This window comes from Marinomonas alcarazii (assembly GCF_003208215.1).
GTDB classification, from domain to species: Bacteria; Pseudomonadota; Gammaproteobacteria; order Pseudomonadales; family Marinomonadaceae; genus Marinomonas; species Marinomonas alcarazii.
Genome location: NZ_QKLW01000012.1, coordinates 1 through 26,766 on the forward strand (window position 1 = coordinate 1; position 26,766 = coordinate 26,766).

Genomic DNA, 26,766 nt, shown 5'->3' on the forward strand with positions numbered 1-26,766 from the left:
CCACCTGATCCCATCCCGAACTCAGAAGTGAAAAGCGCCATCGCCGATGGTAGTGTGGGAGATCCCATGTGAGAGTAGGTCGTCGTCAAGCTTTATATTAAGAAGGCCCTGATAGCTGATGCTGTCAGGGCTTTTTTTCGTCTGCGGTTAGCCGTCTTCACGTGCACGCAGCAATGGTTTGCTCTTGCAGCAATGGCTTACTCTTTTGTGCCCCGCTTGCGCCTGTCTCATTCTTCGACGCGTCTGCGCGGGTCATCAAAAGAGAACGCCTTATATCGTTTATCTGAGCGCGTCATCAAAAGAGAACGCCTTATATCGTTTATTTGAGCGCGTCATCAAAAGAAGTCATGCCACGTAGTAATGGCTTACCCTCTGTATCCAGTTTGCGCTTGTCTTATCCTTCGGTGCGTCAGTGCGGTATATTAAAAGAGCTCGCCTTGTGTCATCTATCAGAATAGCTTTTTCCATATTTTTTAAACGACGTGGTCGTAGGTGTCATGCGTATATCAAAGAGGCTTTGAGAGTTATTTATGCTGTCAGGGCTTTTTTTCGTTTAAAATAGCGTCAACAAAGATATTAACAACCTCAGAGTACCTTTATGTCAGATAAAGAAGCACAGAAGAAAGTTGATAAGGCGAATGTATTTAAGTTAGTCATATCGAATTTTTTAATCAATTTAGGGGATGTTTTGATTAACCCTAAAGTGACTCTTCCTTGGCTTCTACAAAGCGTAGGTGCACCTTTGTTTTTATTAGGTTGGCTTGTACCGATTCGTGAGTCTGGGTCTTTGTTACCACAGGTTATTATTGCTCACTTTATGTACAAAATAAAAGTCAGAAAGTGGGTGTGGGTGCTTGGAAGTGTTATTCAATCTTTGTGTGTCGTATTGATCGGTTTTGCGGCTGTGACACTTGAAGGTGAATCTGCTGGTTGGGCTATTATTAGTGCTTTAGTTGTATTTAGTGTGGCAAGAGGTTTGAACTCCGTCGCCTCTAAAGATGTTTTAGGCAAGACGGTAGTCAAGAATAAACGAGGTAGTGTGAGCGGTTGGTCTGCAAGCGCTGCTGGATTCATCACGATTATCATAGCTCTCACTATATTGTTTGGCTTTGACAGTTTTCATAAAAATACTGATGTCTACGTTTGGGGGATTGTTGCTGCGACATTGATTTGGTTGATTGCTGCTTTAATATATTCATTCGTGCGAGAACCTTTTAGTGACGTTAAAGGGGCTGGTTCGAGTTTACTGGACATCTTTAGGGAGTTTGCATTACTGCGTACAGATCGGCCATTTCGTTCATTTGTTATCGCTCGATCTTTATTTCTATGCGCTGCTTTGAGTGCCCCTTATTACGTTCTAATTGCTCAAAATGACGCCCAGAATTCCGTTTTAACCCTAGGGCTGTTTATACTGGTTAGTGGCTTGGCTTCTTTGTTGTCATCTCCATTTTGGGGGTTGTTTTCCGATTACTCTAGCCGTCAGGTGATGGTGCTATCTTCATTATTGAGTGTTTTTTCTGGGGTGGGGTTGTTTCTCAGTGTTCGTTTTGAGGTAGAAATGCTCTCAGGTAGTTGGTTGTTACCTCTGTTGTATTTTGTTCTTAGCATCGCTCATCAGGGGATTCGGATTGGGCGTAAGACGTATTTAGTTAATTTGGGAGAGGGTAATCTGCGCACCAGTTATGTATCCGTTAGTAATACATTGATTGGTATTGTTTTGCTGGCTATGAGCAGTATCAGCTTATTGTCTTATGTTGTTTCTCTGGAAACTCTGGTTTTGATATTTTCATTTATAACTTTAGCTGGTGCTATTATGGTGATTCGTTGTTTACCAGAGGCTTAAAGCGCCATTAGTTTGTTGCTTCCTGTCGCTTTAAGCCCTTCATTGTTAATTTGGTAAAGGGATAGAGGGTGCGTGCTTTACACGATTCAATACGACTGTTGAGGTAAGATCTCGAACGCAGGTTAGACTCGAAAGTGACTCGCTTAAAAAAGAGGAAAGCGATGGAAGGTTTTCACTTATGACTCTCAGCCAGTAATCAGCATCACCGCTGACAGAATAGCATTCTAATATTTCGGGAATTGCTTCAATTGCTTGTTTAAATTCTTTATCAGAGTTCTTTACTCTCTTATCGAGGGTGATACTGACAAAGGCGGTTATTTGATAACCAAGCTCACTGGCATTTAATTGAGTAAAGTAAGCTTCTATTAGATTGTTTTGTTCAAGTCTCTGTAAGCGTCGAGAGCATTGTGACGGTGATAAATTTACTTGTTCGGACAAGGCAACATTACTTAATCTTGCGTTTGTTTGCAGTGCTCGTAGCAATCGCCAATCATAACTGTCTAGTTCAATATGACTCATTCAAAGTTCCTTAATCAGCATCTATAAATATGTGCTGCTATTTTTATATTTGCTAAGCCGTTTTTAGCTTGATCAACAAGAATAAGGGGTTTTGTAAACTAAACAAGCTTAAAAGCTTTATTTTTGCATTTTTTTATGCATTTATTTGCACTTTTGTTTTTGAAAGTATAGAAGGTTTTGATTCTGAGGGATAAAAAAATGCCGCCTATCATAATTGATAGCGGCATTGATGGGCTGCTTTATGGTAAATGACTATTTTTGAGGTAGATTCTCAGATAACCAAGTTAGTGCTTCAGGATAAGGAGCAGGCATATTCAATTGATTGAGCGCTGCTTGTAGTACTTCTGGGTCGCCAGAACAAAAGTTGAGGTGACCAACTTTTCTTCCTGGTCGTACTTCTTTCTTATACCAATATAGCTCTAGGTCTTTAATGTTGAGCCATTGATAGTCAAGGTCTACGCCGATGAGGTTGACCATCATACTTTGGTTTTTCACTTCAGCTGGTGCCAGTGGTAAGCCTGTTACAGCTCTCACATGATTTTCGAACTGACAGACGCTTGAGCCTGCTTGCGTCCAGTGGCCACTATTATGAACTCGTGGGGCAAGCTCGTTAATGAGTAGATCATCACCTACGCGGAAGCACTCCATAGCCATTACACCGACATAGTCTAGCGCGCCCATCAGTTTACTAAGCATAGCTTCAGCTTTGTCCTGTAGAGGCTTCAGGCGCTCTAATGGCGATATTGAGGCGTACAGAATGCCGTTAATGTGTAGGTTTAGAGTAAGAGGGTAAAAATGTGTTTCACCGTCTTTGCCTCTAACACCGACTAAAGAAACTTCCTCGTCAAAATTGATTGCTTGCTCAGCAATAGCACGTCCTTTCCAATCTTCAGGGATTTCAGTCGCGTCGGATTGTTTTAACCAATATTGCCCCTTACCATCATAGCCACCGCGGCGTTGTTTCATAAGGACGCGTTCGCCTAATGTTTCATAAGCAAAAGCGGCGGTTGAATCTGATTCAACAGGGAACCATGGTGCTGTAGCTAGGTCGAGACGATCTAACCACTGCTTTTGTGTTAGGCGATCTGCTAGTTGTGGGAACGTCGCTAAATTGACAAAGTTGCTGTGAGTAGCAAGTTGCTTTGTTGCCACAGTTTCTGGCCATTCTTCTCTTTCTGCTGTGACAATATCTGTTGGTGATAGATTTAGCGTTTCAGTTGATTCGATATCGACTGGACGAACATCGAGGCCGAGAGGTGTTCCAGCTTGTTTTAACATAGCGCCTAACTGACCAGCACCCAATACCCATAGAACTGACATAAATTAGGCCTCTCTTGGATCTGGGTTGGCTAAGACGGTTTCAGTCTGGTTTATTCTGAACTCTTCAATCTTCTTAGCTAGTTCGGGGTTGGTGATAGCAAGGATTTGACACGCTAATAGACCAGCATTAAAAGCGCCAGCTGTGCCAATAGCTAGTGTACCTACGGCGACACCTTTTGGCATTTGCGCGATAGATAATAAGCTATCCATACCATTGAGTGCTTTGCTTTGAACAGGCACACCTAGAACTGGCAATCGAGTGTGAGCGGCAACCATACCTGGTAAATGAGCAGCGCCACCAGCACCACCAATAATAACTTTGAAGCCTTTTTCTACGGCACTTTCGGCAAACTCCGCAAGTTTTACAGGGGTTCTATGAGCGGAAACAACTTCAACGTGATAGCTAACACCAAGAGCGTCCATTATTTCAGCCGCACCTTCCATGGTAGCCCAATCACTTTTAGAACCCATTATTAGAGCAACTTCTGCTTGCAAAATTTTTCTCCTATCGAGGAATCCAACGTGGTGCTGAGGGAGTTAAAGCGTTGAATTCGGTCAGTAAACTTATCGAACATAGCATGAGGCCTAGAGCATCTATATCAGATAATAATTGGCGGCTAATATAGCCGATTTTGAAGTAAACCGCGAGCTTTGAGGGGGGATAAGTGCTTAAGTGGAAAGATAATGAATGGAAAAGAAAAGAGCGACTAAAGTCGCTCTTGGAGGTATTTATCGTAATCTGGAATTTGCCGTTCAAACTCGGATTCAAATAATGGAGAAGAAACCAGAAAGTTTGCAGAAGAAACACTGCATGCAATCGGGATGTTCCACACTGCTGCAACTCGAAGCAGGGCCTTAATATCTGGATCATGAGGCATAGGCTCAAAAGGATCCCAGAAAAAAATCAACACATCAATTTTGCCTTCGGCAATGAGACCGCCAAGTTGTTGGTCTCCACCCAAGGGGCCACTAATTAGGGACTTTACTGGAACGTTTAATTGCTTCTGCATTAAATTTCCAGTTGTTCCTGTTGCCATCAAATTATGCTTGATTAGCCTTTCTTTATGCTTTTCAGCCCATTCGATAAGAGCAGGCTTCATATTATCATGAGCAACCAGAGCGACGTTTTTACGCTCTGGTGTCATGATGGTTTTTTGTTGCAGTGTATTGTTTTTCACTGTGGATTATTCCTCAGCAGCGCCAACTTTCACGACTTTCATCATATTAGTTGTGCCATAGCTTACTAGGTGATCACCTTTTGTCACTATGACAAGGTCACCATCTTTGATTAAACCAAGTGATTTAACATGGTCAACCAAGCCTGTAATGATAGTGTCTACGTTATACTCTTGTGAAGAAAAAGCCACAGGAGTTACGCCGCGATAAAGGTTTACTTTATTAAGCGTCGCTTGGTTTGGAGACAATGCGTAGATTGGCAGACCAGAACTGATGCGAGACATGAGAAGTGGTGTTGTGCCAGATTCAGTCAAACTGATGATCGCTTTTACGCCTTCCAAATGGTTAGCCGCGTACATAGCTGACATGGCGATTGTTTCATCGATACTCGTAAAAGTAACATCAATGCGGTGTTTAGAACGGTTGATTGCTGGTTGTTTTTCAGCACCTAAGCAAACGCGGTTCATGGTTTTGATGACTTCTTCTGGGTACGCACCAGCCGCTGTTTCAGCAGAAAGCATTACGGCGTCTGTACCATCTAGTACAGCGTTCGCAACGTCAAACACTTCAGCACGAGTTGGCATTGCACTGGTAATCATGGTTTCCATCATTTGTGTCGCGGTGATAACAGGGCGGTTCAATTGACGGCAGCGCTTGATCATGTGTTTCTGTACACCAATCAATTCGGCATCGCCAATTTCCACACCTAGATCGCCACGAGCAACCATAACGGCATCAGAGGCCAGAATAATAGAGTCCAATGTTTCGTTGTCAGCAACGGCTTCAGCACGTTCTACTTTAGATACAATGCCTGCTTTCAGACCAGCAGCTTCTGCAAGTGCACGGGCTTCGTGAAGGTCTTCTGCAGAACGAGGGAATGAAACGGCTAGGTAGTCAGCTTTTAATGCTGCTGCTGTTTTAATGTCTTCGCGATCTTTATCGGTAAGGGCTGCTGCAGACAGGCCACCACCTTGACGGTTGATGCCTTTGTTATTCGACAGAGCGCCGCCAACGATGACTTTAGTAATGACTTCTTGGCCTTTCACTTCCAACACTTCAAGGACTACTCGTCCATCATCAAGAAGCAAAATATTACCTGGTTGAGAGTCTTTTGCTAATTGAGGGTAATCAATACCAACTCGAGTTTCATCACCATTGTTTTTGTCAAAGCCTACATCAAGGATAAAAGTGGCTCCGTCTTCTAGCTCAATTTTGGTGTTTTTGAAGCGAGCAATACGGATTTTTGGGCCTTGTAAGTCACCAAGTATCGCAACATGACGATTGTTTTTCTTCGCCATTTCACGAACTACTTCAGCGCGATTAATGTGATCTTCTGGTTGACCATGGGAAAAATTCAAGCGAAAGACATTTGCTCCAGCCAGAATCAGTTTTTCGATCATTTCTGGTGAGCTGGAAGCTGGGCCTAAAGTGGCAACAATTTTAGTTCTACGAGTCATGTTAAGTACCAAAGATTAGAAAGCGTGAAGTGAAGTATAAGAGACGACGAAGGCTGCGTCAGCAGCCTTCGTGTATTTTGACTATTTAGCAGCCATTAATGCGATAGTATTATCGAGCATGCGGTTTGAGAAGCCCCACTCGTTATCATACCAAGCCATAATTTTAACCAACTTGCCTTGAACGCGTGTTTGCGTCGCATCAAAGTTAGATGTGTAAGTGCTGTGGTTAAAGTCAGAAGAAACGAGTGGCTCATAATTGATATGTAATACCTGAGCAAGAATAGGGTCAGCTTTGATGGCATCTTCTATAATTTTGTTTACTTCTTCTACTGTCGTTTCGCGTGGTGCTAGGAAAGTCAAATCAACCAAGGAAACGTTGATCGTAGGGACACGAACGGCCATACCATCAAACTTACCAACTAGTTCAGGCACAACAAGGCCAACAGCAGCAGCGGCACCCGTTTTACTTGGGATCATATTTTGTGCAGCAGCACGAGCACGGTATAGGTCTTCGTGATAAACATCTGACAAACGCTGATCGTTAGTGTAAGCATGAATAGTCGTCATCAAGCCACTTTCGATTCCCAATTTGTCGCTAAGCGGTTTAGCAACAGGAGCTAGACAGTTAGTTGTGCAAGAAGCGTTAGAAATAACCGTCATGTCTGAGGTAAGTACATCTTGGTTAACGCCGAATACAACCGTAGCATCAACTTCTTTGCCTGGTGCAGAAATAATGACTTTCTTCGCTCCAGCTTTGATGTGCGCGCTGGCTTTTTCTTTTGTTGTAAAAAAGCCTGTGCACTCATAAACAACATCAACACCTAGTTCAGCCCAAGGAAGGTCGGCAGGGTTACGTTCAGAGAAAGTGCGGATTTTGTCTTTGTTGACGTAAAGTGCTTCATCATCAAAGGTGACTTCTTCACCAAAGCGACCATGTACAGTGTCGTATTTTGTTAAATGAGCGTTGGTCTTGGAGTCGCCTAGATCATTGATCGCAACAATTTGGATTTGATCACGCTTACCTGATTCATACAAAGCTCTAAGCGTGTTGCGTCCAATGCGTCCATAACCATTGATAGCTACTTTAATTGTCATACTCACCTCTAAATAGTGCGAAAGTTACTAATGTTCGAATTCGAACAATTAGCGTTCAATAATGTTCTTTGACGTAAAAATACTACATAAGTAATTTTTTAAGCAAGGATTAGTAACAAATTCCTTGTAGTTTGACTATATTTCGATCAATTAACTGTCATTGATCATGTTGCATAGAAGTATATTACAAATGTTGGGATATTTTAGCCGAAAAAATGTCTTTTTCGAATCCTGAATGTAAAAAAATTACAAAATAATATGTTTTTGGTGTGTTTTTTGGGATTTTTGGCGTGAAATAAAATTAAAATGTAGTAATATTACATAAATATAGAGTCAGGCAGCTTGCTGAGATAACAGAATGAAAAAACGGAGAGAAGCATGAATCCGATTGTTGCTAAGGTAACGAACGACATTATTGAGCGTAGTAAAACCTTGCGCGAGCAATACCTTAAAGATATGAGAAAAGCGCAAGAGCAAGGGCCACACAGGGGGAAGTTATCCTGCGGCAACTTGGCTCATGGCTTTGCGGCATGCGAACCTCAGGATAAACAAAAATTGACTCTAATGGATGAGGCGAATATTGGCATAGTATCGTCTTATAACGATATGCTGTCCGCTCACCAACCTTACGAGAATTACCCAGACCAAATCCGCTCCGCTGTAAAAGAAATGGGCTCTGTCGCTCAGTTCGCGGGTGGTGTGCCTGCCATGTGTGACGGCGTCACCCAGGGGCAAGATGGCATGGAGTTGAGTTTGTTTAGTCGCGACAACATTGCGCAGGGTGCTGCGATAGCGCTTTCTCATAACATGTTTGACGCCGCTATTTATTTGGGGATTTGTGACAAGATTGTTCCAGGCTTATTGATTGCAGCTTTACGCTTTGGTCATTTGCCGGCTTTATTTATTCCTGCTGGACCAATGCGTTCTGGTATTACCAACGCAGCTAAAGCTGCAGTGCGTCAGCGTTACGCACAAGGACAGGCGACTCGAGAAGAATTACTCGAAGCCGAGTCTGCGTCTTATCACAGTGCTGGCACTTGTACTTTTTATGGAACGGCAAACTCCAATCAGTTATTAGTCGAAATCATGGGGCTTCAGCTTCCTGGTTCCTCTTTTGTTAATCCTGATGATCCATTACGAGGAGCGCTAACTAAATACGCTTCTCAACTATCTACCAAGATCACAGCGCTTGGGCGAGATTATCGTCCTTTATACGAAATAATTGACGAGCGCAGTATTGTTAATTCGATTGTTGGATTGTTGGCAACGGGCGGCTCTACTAACCACACAATGCATATTGTGGCTTACGCTCGAGCTGCTGGCATTATTGTAACGTGGGATGACTTTTCTGCTCTTTCGAAAGTGGTGCCATCACTGACAAAAATCTACCCTAATGGCCAAGCTGATATTAACCACTTCCATGCGGCAGGTGGGATGGCATTTTTGGTTAAGCAGTTACTGAAAGGTGGTTTGTTGCATGAAGATGTTAATACTATCGTCGGAAAAGGTTTAACGCATTACACCAAAGAACCATTCCTAGATGGCGATAATCTAGTGTGGCGTGATGGTACAGATGAAAGCTTGGATATGGACGTTGTACGACCTATCGATAATCCATTCAGCAAAGAGGGCGGATTGGCGTTGCTCAAAGGTAATCTTGGTCGCTCCGTGATTAAAGTTTCTGCCGTGAAAGAAGAGAATCGAATTATAGAGGCTCCAGCGGCTGTATTTCATAGTCAAAATGAATTAGCTGATGCTATTGCCAGCGGTGAACTAAAACGTGACTGTGTGGCTGTGGTTCGCTTCCAAGGGCCAAAAGCGATAGGGATGCCTGAGTTGCATAAATTAACGCCTTACCTTGGTAATTTACAGGATCAAGGTTATCGAGTGGCGTTAGTGACTGACGGTCGTATGTCTGGTGCATCCGGTAAAGTACCTGCGGCAATTCACCTAACTCCAGAAGCGTTAGCGGGCGGCTTGATTGCGAAAATTCAAGATGGCGACATGGTTCGCTTGGATGCCATTGAAGGGACTTTGTCTGTGCTGGTTTCTGATGAAGAGCTCAATCAACGCGAAGCGGCTTCGCAAGATTTAACGAATTCCCATCAAGGTATGGGGCGAGAACTATTTAGTGCGCAACGCATTTTAGTAAGCGGTGCTGAACAAGGCGCTTGCAGCCTGTTTAATGACTAAACCTTTCCTCTGACTACTAACATTTGTTAGTAAATGGTGTTTAGGGGCTTGTTTCAAGCCCCATTTTTTTGTCTAAATTTTCTTCTCTTGTATTAATTAATCTTGGTGAGCTCTCATCTTTAGGGGACTTTGTGTCTCAGTGTTTTAGCTAATCTAAGTGGGAGCTTGTGGGTATAAAAAAGGCCCGAATCCTTTATGGATTTGGGCCTTCTAGAGCAATAAGTCTATTGAGCTGGTTGCTCTTACTGCTTAGTTCATTGTTTCTAGTGCTTTCTCGTATTCGTCAAAAGATTCTGTTACAGACTCTTCTGGCTTGCCTGTAGCAATGCTGACGACAAAGATTGTGATGCTTGAAAATACGAAGCCAGGAAGGATTTCGTATAGGTCGAAGAGACCACCAGTTAACTGCTTCCATACCACAACCGTAACACCACCAACGATAATACCTGCTAAAGCACCGTTACGGTTCATGTTACGCCAGAATAGACTTAGCAGAATCGCAGGACCAAATGCCGCACCGAAACCAGCCCAAGCATAAGATACTAGACCAAGCACCGAGCTATCAGGATTTAATGCAAGAACTAAAGCAACAATAGAAATCGCGACAACGGCAAAACGTCCAACGTTAACGATTTGTTTTTGTGTCGCTTCTTTGTTGAATAGTTGCTTGTAAAAATCTTCCGCCAAGGCAGAAGAAGATACGAGTAGTTGAGAATCCGCTGTACTCATAATTGCAGCCAAAATAGCAGCAAGAAGAATACCTGCAACCACAGGGTGGAAGACAGCATTAACAAGAATCATAAAGATTTTTTCTGGATCATCTAGCGTGCCAGCAAGGTTGTTATCAACAAATGTGATACCAACAAGGCCAATCAATATAGCGCCAACCATTGAGATGAATGTCCAGATAACCGCAATGCGACGCGCTGTTTTGATGTCTTTATTAGAACGAGATGCTTTGAAGCGCGCTAGAATGTGAGGCTGACCAAAGTAGCCAAGTCCCCACGCAACAAGAGAGATAATACCAATTGCTGTTAATGGTTCACCGCTTACACTTGTCCAAATATCTAGCAGCTCAGGGTTTTTGGCTGTTAGTGTGCTCGTTAGTTCTGACCAGCCACCGTCAAGCGCTACAAGAGGCACGATAACCAAGGCTGCGCTCATCATTAGGCCTTGAACTAGATCTGTCCATGCAACCGCAAGGAAACCACCAAAAAGAGTGTACGACACAACACATACTGTGCCTATAACCACTGCATAGGTGTAATCTAAGCCAAATACGGTTTCAAACAACTTACCGCCAGCAACTAAGCCAGAGCTTGTATAGAACAAGAAGAACAGCAATATGAATAAAGCTGAGATTGTTTGAATTAGCTTGGATTTGTCATTGAAGCGAGTAGATAGGAAGTCTGGAAGCGTTAAAGCATTGTTTGCTTTGATACTGTAGGTTCTTAGTCGTTTTGCACAGATTAGCCAGTTCAGCCAGGTGCCCGCAAGTAGACCGCCTGTAATCCAAACGGCTTCTAGACCTGAAGCAAAAGCGTAGCCCGGCACCCCAAGCAATAACCAGCCGCTCATGTCTGAAGCACCAGCTGAAAGAGCTGTCGGCCAAGGGCCTAGGGAGCGTCCACCAAGAAAATAATCTTCAGAGCTGGAAGTGAGTTTGTAAGCGTAAAGCCCAATACCTAGCATAACTACCAGATAGGCTAGGAATGTAAAGCTGATCGCATAGCTGCTTTCTATCATTATTATTGTCCCCTAGTCGGAATTGTTTTGTGTGGAACAGCTTTGAATAAGTTGGGTTACTTATTTGTGTCCCGAAAAGTGGTAACGTCTAAATCGTTATCATGATAGCCATCGATATTAGGTGTAAAAATAATCGTCTGACTGTAAAGATAATGGACGGCATTTTAACATACCTAAAGACTCGATCGGATTCTAAGTGGCTTATGGTTGATAATCTTTCAAAATGCTCTCGCAAATTTACAAAAAAATCTGATTTCCTTGTTGAGTCAATGGATTTGAATAAAAATAAGGCGCAGCCAGTGCGCCTTACTAGAATATTATTTCTTTTCTACTTTTGGTAAGCGAGTGTCTTGAACGCTTTGCTTGAGCTTTTTAAGGTGGGCATTGAACTCAGGGCCTCGTTTTAAAAGCACACCAGTAGCAAGCGCATCAATCAAGGTTAGATAAACAATACGCGAACTCATTGGCGTATAAATATCTGTATCCTCAGTCTCTTCAATAGGAAGTACAATAGAGCAATGTTCAGTCAACGGAGAATCTGGATTAGTAATACCAATCACAGACGCGCCAGTCGCTCTAGCCACGCGAGCTGTTTCAATGAGCGGTAAGGTTCGACCAGTGTAAGAGATGACAACAATCGCATCGCCTGAATGAGCGCCAGCTGCTGCCATGCGTTGTACTAATATGTCGGTATAAGCAACAACCGGCATATTTAGACGAAAGAATTTGTGATGAGCATCTTTCGCAACGGGTCCGGATGCACCTAAACCATAAAATTCGATACGTCGGGCTTGGGCGAGTACATCGACAGCTCTGCTGATGAGTGATTCCGGTAAAATTTCTTGAGCACGCGTTAAGTTGTTCTTCGCGGCTTCAAAAATTTTCGCAGTGACAGCGCCTGGAGCATCGTCTGGTTCCACGTTTAAGTTAACGTATGGCGTACCTGTTGCAAGACTTTGAGCCAGTGATACCTTAAAATCCGGAAAACCACTACCGATTAGGCTTCGGCAAAAACGGTTTACGGTGGGTTCACTCACTTCGGCTCTTGCAGCCAATTTCGCAATGCTTGAGTGGATGGTTGTTTTAGGGTCGGCAAGAATCGCTTCCGCAACTTTTCGCTCGGATTTGCTCAGTGTGCTTAAACGTTCTTGTATTTTACGAATAATGTCTTCGTGTTTATTCATTGATCTGCTTCAAAGTTGTCTATTGACTCGGATGGTTCAGTTGTACATTCTGACAGCGACTTACATTTCTGGCAATAAAATGATGAAAAATGACTGAATTATCTGAGTATTTCGCAAATCTGGCTTGTATTTTGCCAACCACCGGTGAGATTAAAACAACATTACTAGAAGAAGGCTTTTCTAATGAAGCCTACTTAATCGATTGGGGAGAAAGCATTCATTTGGTATTGCGAGTTCCTTTTATAGATAGTGATATATTTTATATTAATCGAGCTAGTGAAATGGCAGCGTTGAAAAGTGCTGCCGCGTTAGGTTTGTCGCCCGCCGTTATTTGGAATGACCAAAAAGGTGCCTTTGCTTGTCAGTTTGTTGTTCAGCCTTCTCTTGATTGGTCGGTTGTTCATAAAGATAAGGATGTGTCACGAATTGCTAAGTCATTAGCCAGTAGTCACCAAGGATTGCCTATTACGAATCATCAATACGCTGTTTTTGAGGTTATTGAGCATTATTTAAGTGGCATCCATTCTTATGCTAAGAAGGATGCTGTATTGCTGAAAGAATATGAGTATCTGAAATCTGTTTTTAGTCAACTGGCGCAGCCGAATCAGCTATTTAACTCTGTCCTTTGTCACAATGATTTGAATCCTAAGAACGTTCTTATGGATAATGAGCAATTGTGGATTATTGATTGGGAATACTGTGGTGTAGGTGATCCATTATTTGATCTTGCGGTGGTGGCAAAGTCGCATAATTTAGATGAAAGGCAAACGATGCTTTTGATGGCTGAGTACGATGTGAGTTTGCCTTTATCAGAATCTTTAGCTGCAATGTCTGAATACAAAAAAGCCTACGCCGTGCGGGAAATGGCTTGGTTATTACTAAAACATCTAGTGACCCCGAAGGACCGTATTTCTTTGAAGTATTATTACGAATTCAAAGCAACACCTTCGCTCAATCCGTTTTATGCCTAATATTGGCTTCAAATACAAAAGAGAATTGAATAATGGAATTAACAGGAGATTGGCAGCATTACTTAGCCAGTGAACTTGAAAAAGAATACATGCAAGACTTGCAAGCCTTTCTGAGTGAAGAGCAAAAAACAAAGACGATTTATCCTGCCCAAACCGAATATTTTAGTGCGCTAAATGCCACACCATTTAAGCAAGTGAAGGTGGTGATCTTAGGTCAAGACCCTTACCACGGAGAAAATCAGGCCCATGGCTTATCCTTCTCAGTAAAACCAGGAATAAAAGTGCCGCCGTCTTTGATGAATATGTACAAAGAGCTAGAGGCAGATTTGGGTATTGCACCAGCGCAACATGGCTTTTTATTGCAGTGGGCTGAACAGGGGGTTTTACTGCTCAACAGTGTGTTAACCGTTGAGGCGAGTAAGGCAAACTCTCATCAAAACAAAGGCTGGGAAATCTTTACCGATAAAATTATCGAATTAATTGATCGAGAGCATCAAGGCGTGGTGTTTATGTTGTGGGGATCTTACGCACAGAAAAAGGGCCGTTCTATTGATAGAGAAAAGCACTGCGTATTAGAAAGTGTGCATCCATCGCCTTTGTCCGCTTATCGGGGCTTTTTGGGGTGTCGTCACTTTTCAAAGGCCAACGACTATTTAATACAACAGAATAAAAAGCCAATCGAATGGGCATTAGAGCCTATAGATCATAGAGGAAGCGAAGACGGTGCCCAGTTTGGTTTGCCGTTTTAAGAGTTGTTAAGAGAGTCAAACGCTTAGCGTTAGACCCTCTTAACGCGCTGTCACTATTTTTTGCTATCCAGCGAATATGGAAGGGGTAACAAGGTTACTTCTTCGTTACCTAAAAACAGTTGCTTAGCGTCACTTGGCTCGATGTTTAAAATAACTTGAGCGTAGTGTGTATTATTGATTTGAGAAGTCGCAAAAAGTTGACCTACGCTCTTGCCTTGCTCATCGACAAGTTCATTCGTTGTCTCTGATGACCCTTGCCACGTAATTAAGGCGAGTTGCTTCTTCGATTTACCCTTGTATTGCATTCGAGCAACGATTTCTTGTCCTGTATAGCAGCCCTTAGTAAAGCTAATGCCGCCTGTGCTTTGCATATTCAGCCATTGCGGAAGCGTTGTTTCGCTTTGCTCTAAGGTAATCACCGGACGTGCGATGAGCAAGCTAAGAGCTGCCAGTTCCGAGTTTGCTTCTTCCACAGCTGAGCGGGTGATTAACCATTCAACGTTGAGTGGTGTATTGCTCAGAGTCAAAGTGATGGTGTCATTGTCTCGGGTTGTCGCAAACGGCGCTGCCCCTGAACTTTTTGGTGTTAACTTGGCATAAACCGTCAAGTCGTCTTGTGCATTCGTGAGCTCTGTTTTGAAAAAGACCGCGTACTTTTTCAAATGCAATACGGTTTTCTCGACCAAGTCCTTTGCCATCAGCATTAGGATGTCTTCGTTGCTCTGGACTATGTAGAAGTTTGTGATGATACGACCTTTGATATTACAGATCGCACCATAAAGCCCAGAATCTGCCGATAAAGCATTAATGTCGCAGGTTATTTGGCCTTGCAGGAACTTTTTAGCGTCTGGGCCAGAGACACGCAAAGCACCAATATCAGGCTGTTTTGCAATGACGTCTTGGTTTAACAGCGTTGAATCAACAATATTTTGCAGCGAGGGCATAAAACTTTCCATAAATAGGTGGACCAAAAATAGCGTAATACGTTTTTGACAAGTTAGCTTATTTGTAATGCCTATTTTCTGCTTTTCAATAGACAGAAGAGAATGAATTTTATTCTGTCTCAGTCTCTGCAAATTAAACAATGTAAAGTAAAAAGCGTACTAGAGCCTAGCAATATAAAACCATCAGGCTGATCAGATGTTGGCGATTCTGTCATTTACCGAAACTAACCATTTTTATGCTTTGTTTGTACTAAAGAGGCCAGTTTGCCGAATTTTATTGACTATCCTTCCCAATATTTCGAGTATGAAGATGTATGAGTTTTTTGGTTAATGCTTGCCAGATAAAAGAACAAAATAAACCACTATTTCTTGATAAGATGAGTAATGAAATGTATTTAGGTCTGGATCTTGGAACCTCTGGGTTGAAAGGGGTTGTTATTGGTGCTGATGGAAACGTGCTAGCGCAAGAGTCGGCTTCTTTGGTTGTTAACTCGCCTCAAACACTCTGGTCGGAGCAAGACCCCGAGTCATGGTGGCAAGCTTGTGTCGAGGTGATTCGGCAATTACAACAGCGTCTAGACCTAAGTAAATTAAAAGCAATTGGCCTTTCTGGACAGATGCATGGCGCTACTTTACTTGATGCTCAAGGTAACATTCTACGACCTTGTATCTTATGGAATGATGGTCGAAGTCAGGCTCAGTGCGAAGCTCTAATGACACAATTTCCAGAATTAAAAGAGCGCTCTGGCAACCTTGCTATGCCTGGCTTTACTGCTCCTAAAATACGTTGGGTGCAGGAGAATGAGCCCGACATCTTCGCAAAGTTGGCATTCGTTCTACTTCCTAAAGACTACTTGGCTTATCGATTGACGGGGGTTATGTCATCGGACTGTTCTGATGCTGCTGGTACGCTTTGGTTAAATCCTGAAACAAGGCAATGGGACGATGCTTTATTGGCGGCAACAGCTTTATCGCAAGCCAACATGCCAAAAGTGTATGAAGGTTGTGATCTTGTTGGGCTTTTAGCTGAGCCAATAGCGCAAGAACTCGAGCTGACCCAATTACCTATTGTTGCCGGAGCGGGCGATAATGCTGCTGGTGCGGTTGGTATGGGGATAACGAACCCAGGCCAAGGTTTTATCTCTTTGGGGACTTCTGGTGTTTATTTCACAGTAAGCGAATCCCATAAAGCCAATCCAGACAATACGGTACATGCGTTTTGTCATGCTTTGCCTAATCGTTGGCATCAAATGGGGGTCACTCTCAGTGCTGCAAATTCTCTTGCTTGGTTTGCTAAGCTGGTGGATAAATCCGTAGCTGAGTTATTAGATGCGTTGGAAGACAGTGATATACAGCGTACTAATGTGTTGTTTTTACCTTATCTTAGCGGTGAACGAACGCCGCATAATGATCCTCTAGCGAACGGGCAGTTTGTCGGTCTAACCAATACGACGAATACCGAGGCGATGACCTTAGCAATTTTGGAAGGTGTGGCATTCTCTTTATTAGATTGCCAAAATGCTTTGGAAAGCGCAGGTAGCTTTGTGGATGAATTATCACTTATTGGTGGTGGCGCGCGTTCTGCCATGTGGCGTCAAATTATTGCCAATGTATTAAACAAACGTCTTATTTACCGTGACGGTGGCGATGTTGGTCCTGGTTTGGGGGCGGCGCGCTTGGCTTTGTTAGGAGAACAACACAGTCAGGGGAAAGACATCGAGTTATTGATTACAGAATATTGTACTATGCCTGAAATATTAGAAGTGAATGAGCCTGATTCGACTTTCGGTCGATACTATCAAGACAAATACGACTTATATAAAGCCTTTTACCAATCCACAAAAGGGTTTAATGAAAAGTTGGCCTCTTTGCTCTCCTGATATTCGTTGTTGCTTAGTAAGAGAAACGCCGCTTAACAAATATTGTGCCGCGGCGTTTTTTTATGTGTTCTTGTTATTTTTCATGGTCATGAAGCGGGTACGACACCTTCAATGTGGATATTGCTTTGAGAGCGAAAATCCCTTGGAGTAACGCCTTTTAACTCATGAAAACGGCGGTTAAAGTTAGCGACATTGTTGAATCCGACTTGGAAGCAAATAGTGGCAATTTGTTGATCGGTTTCGGTTAATAAACTGCAAGCACGGCTGACTCTAACGCGATTGACAAATTCAATAAAACGATTCCCTGTTGCCTTTTTAAAGAAGCGAGAGAAGTGGCTATCGGACATACCAATTAAACTGGCTACGCTAGAAAGCGTGATATCTTGGCTGTAATTTTGAGAGACATAATCGACAACCGTATTGATTTTTCGTTGCAGTGTTTCGTTGGATTTTAGGTCGATTTGTACTGTGGAAAGTAAGCGGTAACTTCGGCTTTGTGCGAGCTTTTGTAATAAAGGCAATGCGACTATTAGTCTTGATAAGCCAATTGAGTCCCTCACATTTTGGAACACTTCTTCTAAATATTTATGATCTAAATCGAAAAACTCGATGCCAGATTTTGCCCTAGCTAGCATAGGTAGCACTTCAGCAAGTTCGGGGATAATTTTCATGCCATTGGAAAAAGACTCATGGTCGAAGCGAATAACCATGTCTCTGCGCTCTACGACTTGTTGATCGTTTTGGCAAATCCAATTATGAGGAAGTCTGGGACCTGTCAGAATAAGTTGGCCTGGAGAATAATTCCCAATGTAGTCTCCAACAAATACTTTACCCGAGGTCGCAACGATAAAATGCAGCTCATAATCATCATGGGCGTGCCAACGAATAAGGTCACTCGGATGCCCATGTTCGAGGTAGCGAATGGTTTCGTTATCTTGAACGATTTCATATTCTGGGGTGATGCGTTTGACGGTGTTGGGCATAATATTCTCGCTCAAGCAGCAAAAAATAATGATGTTTCTGCATCGTAGCTGCTTTATGTTCTTATTCTTCTATAAAAAATATACTCAAGAAATTAAGGTATTAAATACAATGGAATGCCAGTAATTTCTTGAGTTAGAGATACCTTTATCTAAGCATACTTTTCCATATTTGTCTGAATAGCTTGTGTAAGCTGTGCAACAAAATCTGGGAATTCTGTCGGTATGCTACCCCATAAAAAGCGGTCTGTGACAAAAGCCTGAATACCTTTTGCATCATTACTAAACGCTGCCAATGAGGCTTTGTTCGGTTCATGATATGGCGTGGCTACTTTGCCTTGGTTCGACAATTGTATAAAGGTAAACCAGCTCGCAATGCCTTGAATGGTTTTTGTCGGTGTGCCGCCTTTGCGATAAACACCTTCCAGTGTTGGGAAGACGAAAATTGGAAATTTAGCATAACCGTCTGTACATATACGTTCTACCGTATCGCCAATATTGGCGTTGCTAAAACGCTGCGCAATAATGTTGAAGTAAGCTGGCAGATCCACCACCGAGTCGCCAATAGCTGGAATCGAGTCTTGCAGGATAAAGTCTGTAAAATACTGCCTTAATTCATCGTCTCGCATGGCTTCATCAAAATAGGTGAGACCCTTTAATGCTGCTTGATAGGTGACGCAGGTGTGGCCTGCATTAAGAATACGAATCTTCGCTTCTTCAAATGGGTCGACCCTATCAACGAACTGAACGCCAACTAAATCAAGAGCGGGCTTTTCGCCTGCAAAATTGTCTTCCACCACCCATTGAATAAAGTCTTCACCCATGACAGTCATATCATCATCAACACCAAAGCGGGCACGCACGTCATCGACATGTTGCTGGCTTGGTTTTGGGGTTATGCGATCCACCATAGAGCATGGGAAAGACACATTTACGGCCACCCAAGAAGCTAAAGCATGGTCATTTTTCGCTTCTAAAAATTGCATCAAGCCAGCCTTTAGCAAGTCACCGTTATGACGAAGGTTATCGCAGCACAATAGGGTTATTTTGGCTTTCGATGTTTCGTTACGCAGTTTTAATCCCGCATATAAGAAAGCATAAAGCGTGTTTCTACCTCCTTCTAGGTCTGCTTTTATTGCTGGGTGCTCTAGCATCAAGCAGCGGTTTTCGTCCAGATAGTAACCACCTTCGGTGACGGTTGAGGTGACAAGTTGCACCTTCGCATCAGCGAGAGCCTCATCGACTTCTTTGGGATTCTGTGCTCCGTCAATTTGCTGAACAATAGAGCGAATGTGTTCGTAATTTGTGGTGCCATCTGCCGCCATGGTTTTTAAGACATATTCGCCTTTTTGCTTGATAAAGCGATCGAAAACTTGGCTGTCTTGTGGGCGAATATTGACGCCAATAATCCCCCAGTTTTGCTGAGAATCATGAGCTAACAGACGATCAATGTACACAGCTTGATGAGCACGGTGAAAAGCACCAACTCCTAAGTGCACTATGCCCGCTTTAATCGTGTCTTTGGCGTAGTTTTGCGTGCAAAGCTGCTCCATATTGTAGGAGGCTTGTAAGTAATTAGTCATATTACGCTTCCTCTGGAATAACAGAGATGACACGGTCGTTTTCGTTAAACAATATGAGTTCTGAAGTGTCAATTTTGATGCAAACTTCTTGACCGTCTTTTAGCTCAGTTCGAGCCGGTGCTTTGATGATAATAGTTTGGTCACTGGACAACTGAAGATGGGCATAAGCTTCTGAACCAAGATGTTCAACCAATTCAATGCGTCCAGTTAAATCTCCGTCCGTTTCTACCAAGGACATGTGTTCCGGACGAATGCCAATGACAACCGAATCTGGCAATGGTCCTTTCAAACGGTTAGCGGGGAAAGATATTTGCTGTCCAAATATATCGATTGATAGCGTGTCTTCATTGCGTAGGATTCTATTCGCTGGGATGAGGTTCATTTTGGGCGTACCAATGAATTCCGCAACAAAGCGGCTGTTCGGTTGGCGATAAAGTTCTAATGGCGTGCCGACTTGTTCTATCTGGCCTGCGTTAAGAATAACGACACGGTCAGCCAAGGTCATCGCCTCGACTTGGTCATGGGTTACATAAATCATGGTGGTGCCAAGTTTTTTATGTAAGCGAGCCAGTTCCAAACGCATTTGTACACGAAGGGCGGCATCGAGGTTGGATAACGGCTCGTCAAACAAAAAAACTTTTGGTTGGCGAACAATAGCGCGGCCAATGGCAACCCGTTGGCGTTGACCACCTGATAGCTCTTTTGGTTTTCGCTCCAGCAAGGCATCAAGTTGCAAAGAAGCCGATACCGAACGGACTTTTTCTTTGATTTCAGCGTCAGATACCTTAGCAAGACGCAAGGCAAAGGACAGGTTGTCTGCTACCGTCATGTGTGGGTACAAGGCATAAGACTGGAACACCATGGCAAGGTCGCGTTTTGATGAAGCCACTTCGGTAATGTCTCTGCCATCTAGCTCTATACTACCGCCCGTGCTGGATTCCAAGCCTGCTATAGTTCGCAGTAAAGTAGATTTACCACAGCCAGAAGGCCCAACAAAGACGACGAATTCGCCTTCACTAATGGAGAGATTAATGCCGCGCAGTGCATGGTAATTCTCATAATGTTTTTGTAGATCTGTGATCGTTAAGTAAGACATAAAAAGCTTCCTAATAATTATTTTACGGCGCCGAACGTAAGGCCTTGGACTAATTGTTTCTGACAGAACCAACCGAAAATGACGATGGGGGCGCAAGCAAGTGTTGAGGCCGCAGACAACTTCGCCCAGAACAAGCCTTCAGGGCTCGAATAAGAGGCAATCATCGCGGTTAATGGCGCGGCATCAGAGGCTGTTAAGTTGAGAGACCAAAATGCTTCGTTCCAGCAAAGTACAATGGACAAAAGCGCTGTAGAGGAAATAGCACCAACTGAAAGAGGCAATACGACTTTGACAACCTCATCCCAAGGTGTGGCGCCGTCCATGCGTGCGGCTTCTAGAATCTCTTTTGGTAGATCTTTGAAGTAAGAGAACAGCATCCAAACGATAATAGGCAAGTTCATCAGGGTGAAAATGATCACGAGAGCCGTTTTTGAATCCAATAAACCATAGTTTCGGCAAAGTATGTAAATAGGCACCAGAACACCTACAGCTGGTAGCATTTTGGTAGAAAGCATCCAAAGCAAAATGTCTTTCGTACGCTTGCCGGGGAAAAACGCCATAGAGTAAGCCGCCGGGATGGCAATAATCAGCGCGATGATGGTTGAACCGAACGAGGTAACCACGGAATTCCAAGCGTGGTGAATGTAATCACTGCGCTCTTGAACGATTCGAAAGTTATCCAATGTGGGTTCGAAGAACAGCGACGGTGGTACGGATATCGCCTGTAATTCGGTTTTGAATGAAGTGATAAACATCCAAAAAATTGGGAAAAATAACACCAATGCGACCGACCAAGCGAATAAGCCTGTCAGAATGGTTTTTAGTTTGCGTTGTTGATTAAGCGTCATTGTATTTACCTCACACCGTTAAGTTTTTGCCAACGGCACGAATTAAGAAAATGGCTACGATATTGGCAAGCAACACGGCAAACAAACCACCAGCAGAGGCCACACCAACGTCATATTGAAGAAGAGCTTGGTTGTAAATTAAATACGCCAGGTTGGTACTGTCGTAACCTGGGCCGCCACCAGTGGAGACGAAAATCTCAGCAAAAACAGCCAACAAAAAGATGGTTTCGATCATGACAACTACCGCAATCGGGCGGGCAAGGTGTGGAATGGTTAGGTAGCGGAAGATATGCCAGCCAGTCGCGCCATCCATCTGAGCCGCTTCTTTTTGTTCAGTATCTTGGGACTGAAGTGCGGTAACAAACACTAAAATAGCAAATGGCAGCCATTGCCAGCTGACCATGATAATGACGGATACCAATGGATAACTAGAGAGCCAATCTATGGGTTCAAAACCGAGTGATTCAGAGATCCAAGCGAAAATGCCATAGACGGGATTCATCATCATGTTTTTCCAAATCAATGCATTGACGGTTGGCATGATGAAGAAAGGCGATATTAATAAGACGCGTACAATGCCTTGTCCAAAAAATGGCTTATCAATCAAAGCGGACAGCATGACACCTAAAACTACCGTGATGATTAAAACGGAAAGCAGCAAAATTAATGTGTTCGATACCGCAGGAACAAAGCCGGGGTCGGTAATAAAGAACTCAAAGTTCATCAAACCGACAAAGTTGTTTTGACCTGGGTACAATAAGTTGTAGCGAATGGTTGAAAAGTAAATGGTCATGGATAACGGTATGATCATCCAAACCAAAAGCATGATGACTGATGGCGCCATTAATAAGCGAGTGATTGAGCGCTTCATGTTGAGTTTCTCTTATTATAAGCAGGGTGCTTGTTCTTAAATAGAACGTATCAAAAGTAAGAAATAGGGCTTTTTGGCCCTATTTCTTTGTCGAGCTTAAAGTCGGTTAGTAGTAACCTGCTTGACGCATTTGACGATCGGCAGAGGTGTTTGCAGATTTCAATGCTTGATCCACTGACATAGAACCTGATAACGCTCCGGAGATCATTTGCCCTGTAGTAGTACCAATTGCTTGGAACTCAGGAATCGCTGCAAACTGAACGCCCACATAAGGAGACGGTTTGAGCGTACTGTCAGTTGGATCGGCAGAATTGATGGCTTTTAGTTCTGCGTCAGCAAAGACGGCGGCTTTTTGGAACTTAGGGTTTTCATAGGTACTGGTTCTTGTCCCTGTTGGTACCGCAGCCCAGCCATTCTTTTGACCCACGAGCTGAATGTATTCCTTAGAAGTTGCCCAGCGCACAAATTTCTGTGCTGCTTCAGCATTTTTTGTGGCTGCTGGAATGCCAAGAGCCCATGCCCATAGCCAGTTAGCTCCTTTTTCGGTAACAGCGTAAGGCGATTGTGCAAAACCAACTTTGTCCGCCACTTTACTTTGCTTAGGATCGGTCACGAAAGATGCCGCGATAGTGGCATCAATCCACATGCCACACTTGCCTTCGTTGAATAATGCTAAGTTTTCGTTAAAGCTGTTGCTGCTTGAACCTGGAGGGCCGTATTTTGTTAGCAAATCAACGTAGAAACTAACCGCATTTTTCCATTCGCTTGTTTCTAGTTGAGGTTTCCAGTTCTCATCAAACCAACGCGCACCGAAGGAGTTTGCCATGGCGGTCATGAATGCCATGTTGTCCCCCCAGCCAGCTTTACCACGTAAGCAAATGCCGTAAATGCCTTTTTCTGGATTATTGACTGCAGCGGCGACATCGCGAATATGTTCCCAGCTGTCACGATCATTGATTTCCATTCCAGCCGCTTTAACAAGGTCCTTACGGTACATAACCATAGAGCTTTCGCCATAGAAGGGCGCAGCATACATAGTTCCTTCATAAGATAGACCACCACGAATAGATGGCAAAATGTCTTTCTCATCGTAGTTTCCGCTTGTGTCTACGGCTTGTAGCCAGCCGCGTTCACCCCAGATAGGCGCTTCATACATGCCAATGGTCATAACGTCATAAAGCCCACTACCATTTGCAATGTCTTGAGTAACGTTTTGACGGAGCACACCTTCTTCTAGCGTGACCCATTTTACTTTGATGTCAGGATTGGCTTTTTCAAACTCAGGAGTCAGTTTTTGCATTTCAATCATGTGGCCGTTGTTTACGGTTGCCACTGTGATTTGTGTCGCAGAGAATGCACTTGCAGCCGTCATAGCTGCAGTTATAGATACCGCATAAGTTAGGGTATTCTTGGTAAGGCGTTTCATAGGTTTCCCCCAGTTTGGAGTTTCTTTGTTTTTATAGTCGTACCTAATTCTTGATATTTGGTTATCAAGTGATCATCAATATAAGTTATATAATAATTGACCTGTTAATACATAATCCGCCAATACTTGTACTATTTTGTTTCATTTTTATGGGATTATTCAAAATTGAGTCAATATAATACTCTTTTGATGTTCCTTTAATTGGGCTATCCCTTTGACTAATAAGGTTTTACATGACAAATGTCAGTAATTCAGGTCGAGGCGTTTTCGTTTTTTTTATATAAGTGGCTATAATGGCGACATTCTAGTTAAGAGGTTATGTCATGAGTGAAACAGTAGAATCATTGAGTTTTAAACGTCTTAAAATGCAATGCCGTCGTGGCATGTTGGAGCTTGATGTTCTTCTTGAGCCTTTTTTAGCGGATGCATATCTGACATTGGAAGAGGATGATAAACAGCGATTTGCTCGCTTGTTGACCTGTGAAGATCAGGAATTGTTTCCGTGGTTTATGCAAAGTGAAGTGCCGGAAGACGAAGATCATGCTCGCATTGTTAACATTATTTTGACTCGTGTTCAGCCTGAAAACTACCGAGCTTAAAGGCTCTTGGATTGGTTTAAGCGTATGGCTACTAACGGTCATCGCTTACATGGCTTTATTGCAAGTTTTTTGGATGCCTGCCTTTTGGCGGGCATTGTTTTATATTGGTATTGGACTGCTTAGTGCAACCTTATTAATTCGTGCTTTTTTCATGGAGAAACAACGGGTTGGGATTGATGGGCAGGGTGCGTATTTAGTTAAGAATGGACATTATGCGAGGCTAACTTTTGTACGCGCCAACAGTGTGCAACTGATCGCGAGAGTGGAGCGAGGCAAGTCTTTTGTTGCACGTATTTGGCCTAATTATCGCGTTATTTATCGAGACAGCGTTCAGCTGGATCAATACCACACACTGCTTTCTTATGCGGCACAGCAAATTTTGCTGAGCCGCAGTGAAGAAGCTAAAAAGCGTTTTGGTTCAAAAGCTTAATTTTAACTCAGAATCGAAAAACACAGCTTAGTCTGTGTTTTTCGGAGTCAGTATGGTCGGTGTACTGGTTGCCAGCTTATTTGGATAGTCTAAGGTGAAATGTAAGCCTCGGCTTTCTTTGCGAGACATCGCGGAACGTATGATTAAATCTGCCACAACCGCTAAGTTTCGTAGCTCCAGTAAATCGTTAGAAACCTTATAGTTAGTATAGAACTCTTGGATTTCTGATTGTAACAAATCGACTCTATGCTTGGCCCTTAAAAGGCGCTTGTCCGTTCTCACTATGCCGACATAATCCCACATAAAGCGTCGTAACTCTTGCCAGTTATGGGTGATAACCACATCTTCATCTGAATTAGTCACTTTACTTTCATCCCAGTCTGGAATGGTGATGTCATTTGCCTTTTGCTTGTTTTCAGAGATGTGGCGGGCCGCTGAGCGAGCAAAAACAATACATTCTAATAAAGAGTTGCTGGCTAGACGGTTTGCACCATGAAGGCCTGTATAGGCGGTTTCACCGATAGCGTATAAGTTGGCTATGTCTGTTGCGCTGTGACGATTTACCACGACACCACCACAAGTGTAATGAGCCGCGGGCACGACAGGAATCGGCCCTTTGGTCATATCATGGCCGTATTCCAAGCAGCGTTTATAAATGGTTGGAAAATGCTCTTTGATAAATTCTGGGTCTTTATGGGAAATATCTAGCAAAACATGATGAATGCCAAGGCGTTTCATTTCGTGGTCAATGGCGCGAGCAACAATGTCACGTGGGGCTAGCTCTTTGCGTTTATCGAACTTCTCCATGAATTGAGAGCCGTCTGGCAGTAAGAGTTTTCCGCCTTCACCACGTACCGCTTCCGATATCAAAAAGGTTTTGGCTTTGGAGTCGTAGAGGCAGGTTGGATGGAATTGATTGAATTCCATGTTTGCGACTCGACAGCCAGCACGCCATGCCATGGCAATGCCATCTCCAGAAGCGGTATCAGGGTTACTGGTATATAGATACACTTTGCTGCTGCCGCCACATGCCAAGGAGATAAATTGGCCGTGGAAGACTTCGATAACATCGTCGTCTAGATTTAACGCGTAAACACCAACAGCACGGTTGGGACCATCAACGCCAAGTTTGTCAGTGGTAATAACATCGATCGCAACACGATCAGGGTAAAAATCGATATTGGGGTGTTTACTGGCGTTTTTAATTAGGGTTTTTGAGATGGCTAATCCCGTTGCATCTGCACTGTGGATAATGCGTCTATGGCTATGACCACCTTCTTTTGTTAAGTGATATTCTTCGCTTTCACCGTAGCGGGTGAAGGGAACGCCTTGATCTATTAGCCAATCAATACTTTCTTTAGAGTGTTCAACCGTAAAGCGAATAGCATCTGGGTCGCCAAGTTCAACACCAGCGTCAATTGTGTCATCAATATGAGAATCTATGGTGTCTTTGTCCGATAATACAGCTGCAACACCACCTTGAGCATACAATGTTGAACCTTCACGGATATCGGCTTTAGTCAAAATTGCTACTCGATGCTGATCGGCCAGCTCAAGAGCAAGCGTTAATCCCGCAGCGCCTGCGCCAATAATGACGATGTCGTATTTATAATGTCGGCTCATTGTATTGATCTAATTATGAATAAAAAATTAATGTTACTATTGTTGTCACTCAATAGTGAATACTTTCTGAGATCACATTTTGAATATTCACCATACTTTGTCGTTTTGAGTGTGTTTTATCTTGTTTAAACAGGCTGTTTAGAATATCAAACGGGAACTCATAGGAATGCGCGTTGTCTTCTCTTGAAGTAGCAGAGGCGCAGACGAATAGGTTTATTTTACATGAGGTGCCT

The 26,766-nt window shown here is 43.2% G+C and carries 23 protein-coding genes and 1 rRNA gene; 8 read left to right on the top strand and 16 right to left on the bottom strand.

Annotated elements, in window-relative coordinates; translation table 11 throughout:
• Positions 1-91, top strand: a 5S ribosomal RNA gene (gene rrf / locus DFP75_RS16960); the annotation flags it as partial.
• Positions 92-598: 507 nt separating this feature from the next.
• Positions 599-1,843 carry an MFS transporter gene (locus tag DFP75_RS16965; RefSeq protein ID WP_110577245.1) on the top strand — a complete coding sequence of 415 codons (1,245 nt, stop codon included), beginning with the start codon at positions 599-601 and terminating at the stop codon, positions 1,841-1,843.
• 45 nt (positions 1,844-1,888) lie between these two features.
• On the opposite strand, the gene DFP75_RS16970 is transcribed toward DFP75_RS16965, so the two are convergent.
• From DFP75_RS16970 to gap, 6 genes are all read right to left on the bottom strand, one after another.
• A complete protein-coding gene (locus DFP75_RS16970) occupies positions 1,889-2,362 on the bottom strand; it encodes an Lrp/AsnC family transcriptional regulator (protein WP_110577246.1) in 474 nt (157 codons plus the stop codon).
• Between the two features lie 252 nt (positions 2,363-2,614).
• On the bottom strand, positions 2,615-3,682 hold the full coding sequence (gene purK, locus DFP75_RS16975) for a 5-(carboxyamino)imidazole ribonucleotide synthase (RefSeq protein WP_110577247.1): 1,068 nt from the start codon (positions 3,680-3,682) through the stop codon (positions 2,615-2,617).
• A gap of 3 nt (positions 3,683-3,685) precedes the next feature.
• The gene (gene purE / locus DFP75_RS16980) at positions 3,686-4,177 is read right to left on the bottom strand and encodes a 5-(carboxyamino)imidazole ribonucleotide mutase (RefSeq protein ID WP_110577248.1); all 492 of its coding nucleotides are present in this window, start codon (positions 4,175-4,177) and stop codon (positions 3,686-3,688) included.
• Positions 4,178-4,389: 212 nt separating this feature from the next.
• Complete coding sequence (locus DFP75_RS16985) at positions 4,390-4,827, bottom strand: methylglyoxal synthase (RefSeq protein WP_110577337.1); 438 nt, start codon at positions 4,825-4,827, stop codon at positions 4,390-4,392.
• A gap of 39 nt (positions 4,828-4,866) precedes the next feature.
• Positions 4,867-6,315, bottom strand: a complete 1,449-nt coding sequence (gene pyk, locus DFP75_RS16990; RefSeq protein WP_110577249.1) for a pyruvate kinase — start codon at positions 6,313-6,315, stop codon at positions 4,867-4,869.
• An 81-nt stretch (positions 6,316-6,396) separates the two neighbouring features.
• Positions 6,397-7,410, bottom strand: coding sequence for a type I glyceraldehyde-3-phosphate dehydrogenase (gap, locus tag DFP75_RS16995; RefSeq protein ID WP_110577250.1), 1,014 nt, complete (start codon positions 7,408-7,410; stop codon positions 6,397-6,399).
• 378 nt (positions 7,411-7,788) lie between these two features.
• On the opposite strand from gap, the gene edd reads away from it, so the two are divergent.
• On the top strand, positions 7,789-9,603 hold the full coding sequence (gene edd / locus DFP75_RS17000; protein WP_110577251.1) for a phosphogluconate dehydratase: 1,815 nt from the start codon (positions 7,789-7,791) through the stop codon (positions 9,601-9,603).
• Between the two features lie 249 nt (positions 9,604-9,852).
• On the opposite strand, the gene putP is transcribed toward edd, so the two are convergent.
• Positions 9,853-11,349 (bottom strand): sodium/proline symporter PutP, encoded by a 1,497-nt coding sequence (gene putP, locus DFP75_RS17005; RefSeq protein WP_110577252.1) that lies wholly within the window; start codon positions 11,347-11,349, stop codon positions 9,853-9,855.
• Between the two features lie 317 nt (positions 11,350-11,666).
• Positions 11,667-12,533, bottom strand: coding sequence for a transcriptional regulator HexR (hexR, locus tag DFP75_RS17015; protein WP_110577254.1), 867 nt, complete (start codon positions 12,531-12,533; stop codon positions 11,667-11,669).
• A gap of 89 nt (positions 12,534-12,622) precedes the next feature.
• Between hexR and DFP75_RS17020 the strand changes: the two genes are divergently transcribed.
• Together DFP75_RS17020 and ung are read left to right on the top strand one after the other, a co-directional pair.
• Positions 12,623-13,504, top strand: coding sequence for a choline kinase family protein (locus DFP75_RS17020; RefSeq protein WP_110577255.1), 882 nt, complete (start codon positions 12,623-12,625; stop codon positions 13,502-13,504).
• Between the two features lie 32 nt (positions 13,505-13,536).
• A complete protein-coding gene (ung, locus tag DFP75_RS17025; RefSeq protein WP_110577256.1) occupies positions 13,537-14,253 on the top strand; it encodes a uracil-DNA glycosylase in 717 nt (238 codons plus the stop codon).
• Positions 14,254-14,306: 53 nt separating this feature from the next.
• Here ung and ygfZ read toward each other — a convergent pair whose 3' ends face one another.
• Entirely contained in the window at positions 14,307-15,197 is an 891-nt protein-coding gene (gene ygfZ, locus DFP75_RS17030) for a CAF17-like 4Fe-4S cluster assembly/insertion protein YgfZ (RefSeq protein ID WP_175404958.1), read from the bottom strand.
• 314 nt (positions 15,198-15,511) lie between these two features.
• On the opposite strand from ygfZ, the gene xylB reads away from it, so the two are divergent.
• Entirely contained in the window at positions 15,512-17,077 is a 1,566-nt protein-coding gene (xylB, locus tag DFP75_RS17035; protein ID WP_245927090.1) for a xylulokinase, read from the top strand.
• Positions 17,078-17,163: 86 nt separating this feature from the next.
• Here xylB and DFP75_RS17040 read toward each other — a convergent pair whose 3' ends face one another.
• The 6 genes from DFP75_RS17040 to DFP75_RS17065 form a co-directional block, all read right to left on the bottom strand.
• Positions 17,164-18,060: a helix-turn-helix domain-containing protein gene (locus DFP75_RS17040; protein ID WP_110577258.1), complete on the bottom strand. Its 897-nt coding sequence runs from the start codon at positions 18,058-18,060 to the stop codon at positions 17,164-17,166.
• Positions 18,061-18,209: 149 nt separating this feature from the next.
• The gene (locus DFP75_RS17045; RefSeq protein ID WP_110577259.1) at positions 18,210-19,640 is read right to left on the bottom strand and encodes a mannitol dehydrogenase family protein; all 1,431 of its coding nucleotides are present in this window, start codon (positions 19,638-19,640) and stop codon (positions 18,210-18,212) included.
• Position 19,641: 1 nt separating this feature from the next.
• Entirely contained in the window at positions 19,642-20,736 is a 1,095-nt protein-coding gene (locus DFP75_RS17050) for an ABC transporter ATP-binding protein (RefSeq protein WP_110577260.1), read from the bottom strand.
• Positions 20,737-20,753: 17 nt separating this feature from the next.
• Positions 20,754-21,584 carry a carbohydrate ABC transporter permease gene (locus DFP75_RS17055; protein WP_110577261.1) on the bottom strand — a complete coding sequence of 277 codons (831 nt, stop codon included), beginning with the start codon at positions 21,582-21,584 and terminating at the stop codon, positions 20,754-20,756.
• Positions 21,585-21,594: 10 nt separating this feature from the next.
• Positions 21,595-22,455, bottom strand: coding sequence for a carbohydrate ABC transporter permease (locus DFP75_RS17060; RefSeq protein WP_110577262.1), 861 nt, complete (start codon positions 22,453-22,455; stop codon positions 21,595-21,597).
• Between the two features lie 106 nt (positions 22,456-22,561).
• On the bottom strand, positions 22,562-23,881 hold the full coding sequence (locus tag DFP75_RS17065) for an ABC transporter substrate-binding protein (RefSeq protein ID WP_110577263.1): 1,320 nt from the start codon (positions 23,879-23,881) through the stop codon (positions 22,562-22,564).
• 323 nt (positions 23,882-24,204) lie between these two features.
• Between DFP75_RS17065 and DFP75_RS17070 the strand changes: the two genes are divergently transcribed.
• Positions 24,205-24,480 (top strand): FAD assembly factor SdhE, encoded by a 276-nt coding sequence (locus tag DFP75_RS17070; RefSeq protein WP_110577264.1) that lies wholly within the window; start codon positions 24,205-24,207, stop codon positions 24,478-24,480.
• 49 nt (positions 24,481-24,529) lie between these two features.
• Entirely contained in the window at positions 24,530-24,910 is a 381-nt protein-coding gene (locus DFP75_RS17075) for a hypothetical protein (protein WP_146219966.1), read from the top strand.
• 27 nt (positions 24,911-24,937) lie between these two features.
• On the opposite strand, the gene nadB is transcribed toward DFP75_RS17075, so the two are convergent.
• Positions 24,938-26,533: an L-aspartate oxidase gene (gene nadB / locus DFP75_RS17080; protein WP_110577266.1), complete on the bottom strand. Its 1,596-nt coding sequence runs from the start codon at positions 26,531-26,533 to the stop codon at positions 24,938-24,940.
• Between the last annotated feature and the right edge of the window lie 233 nt (positions 26,534-26,766).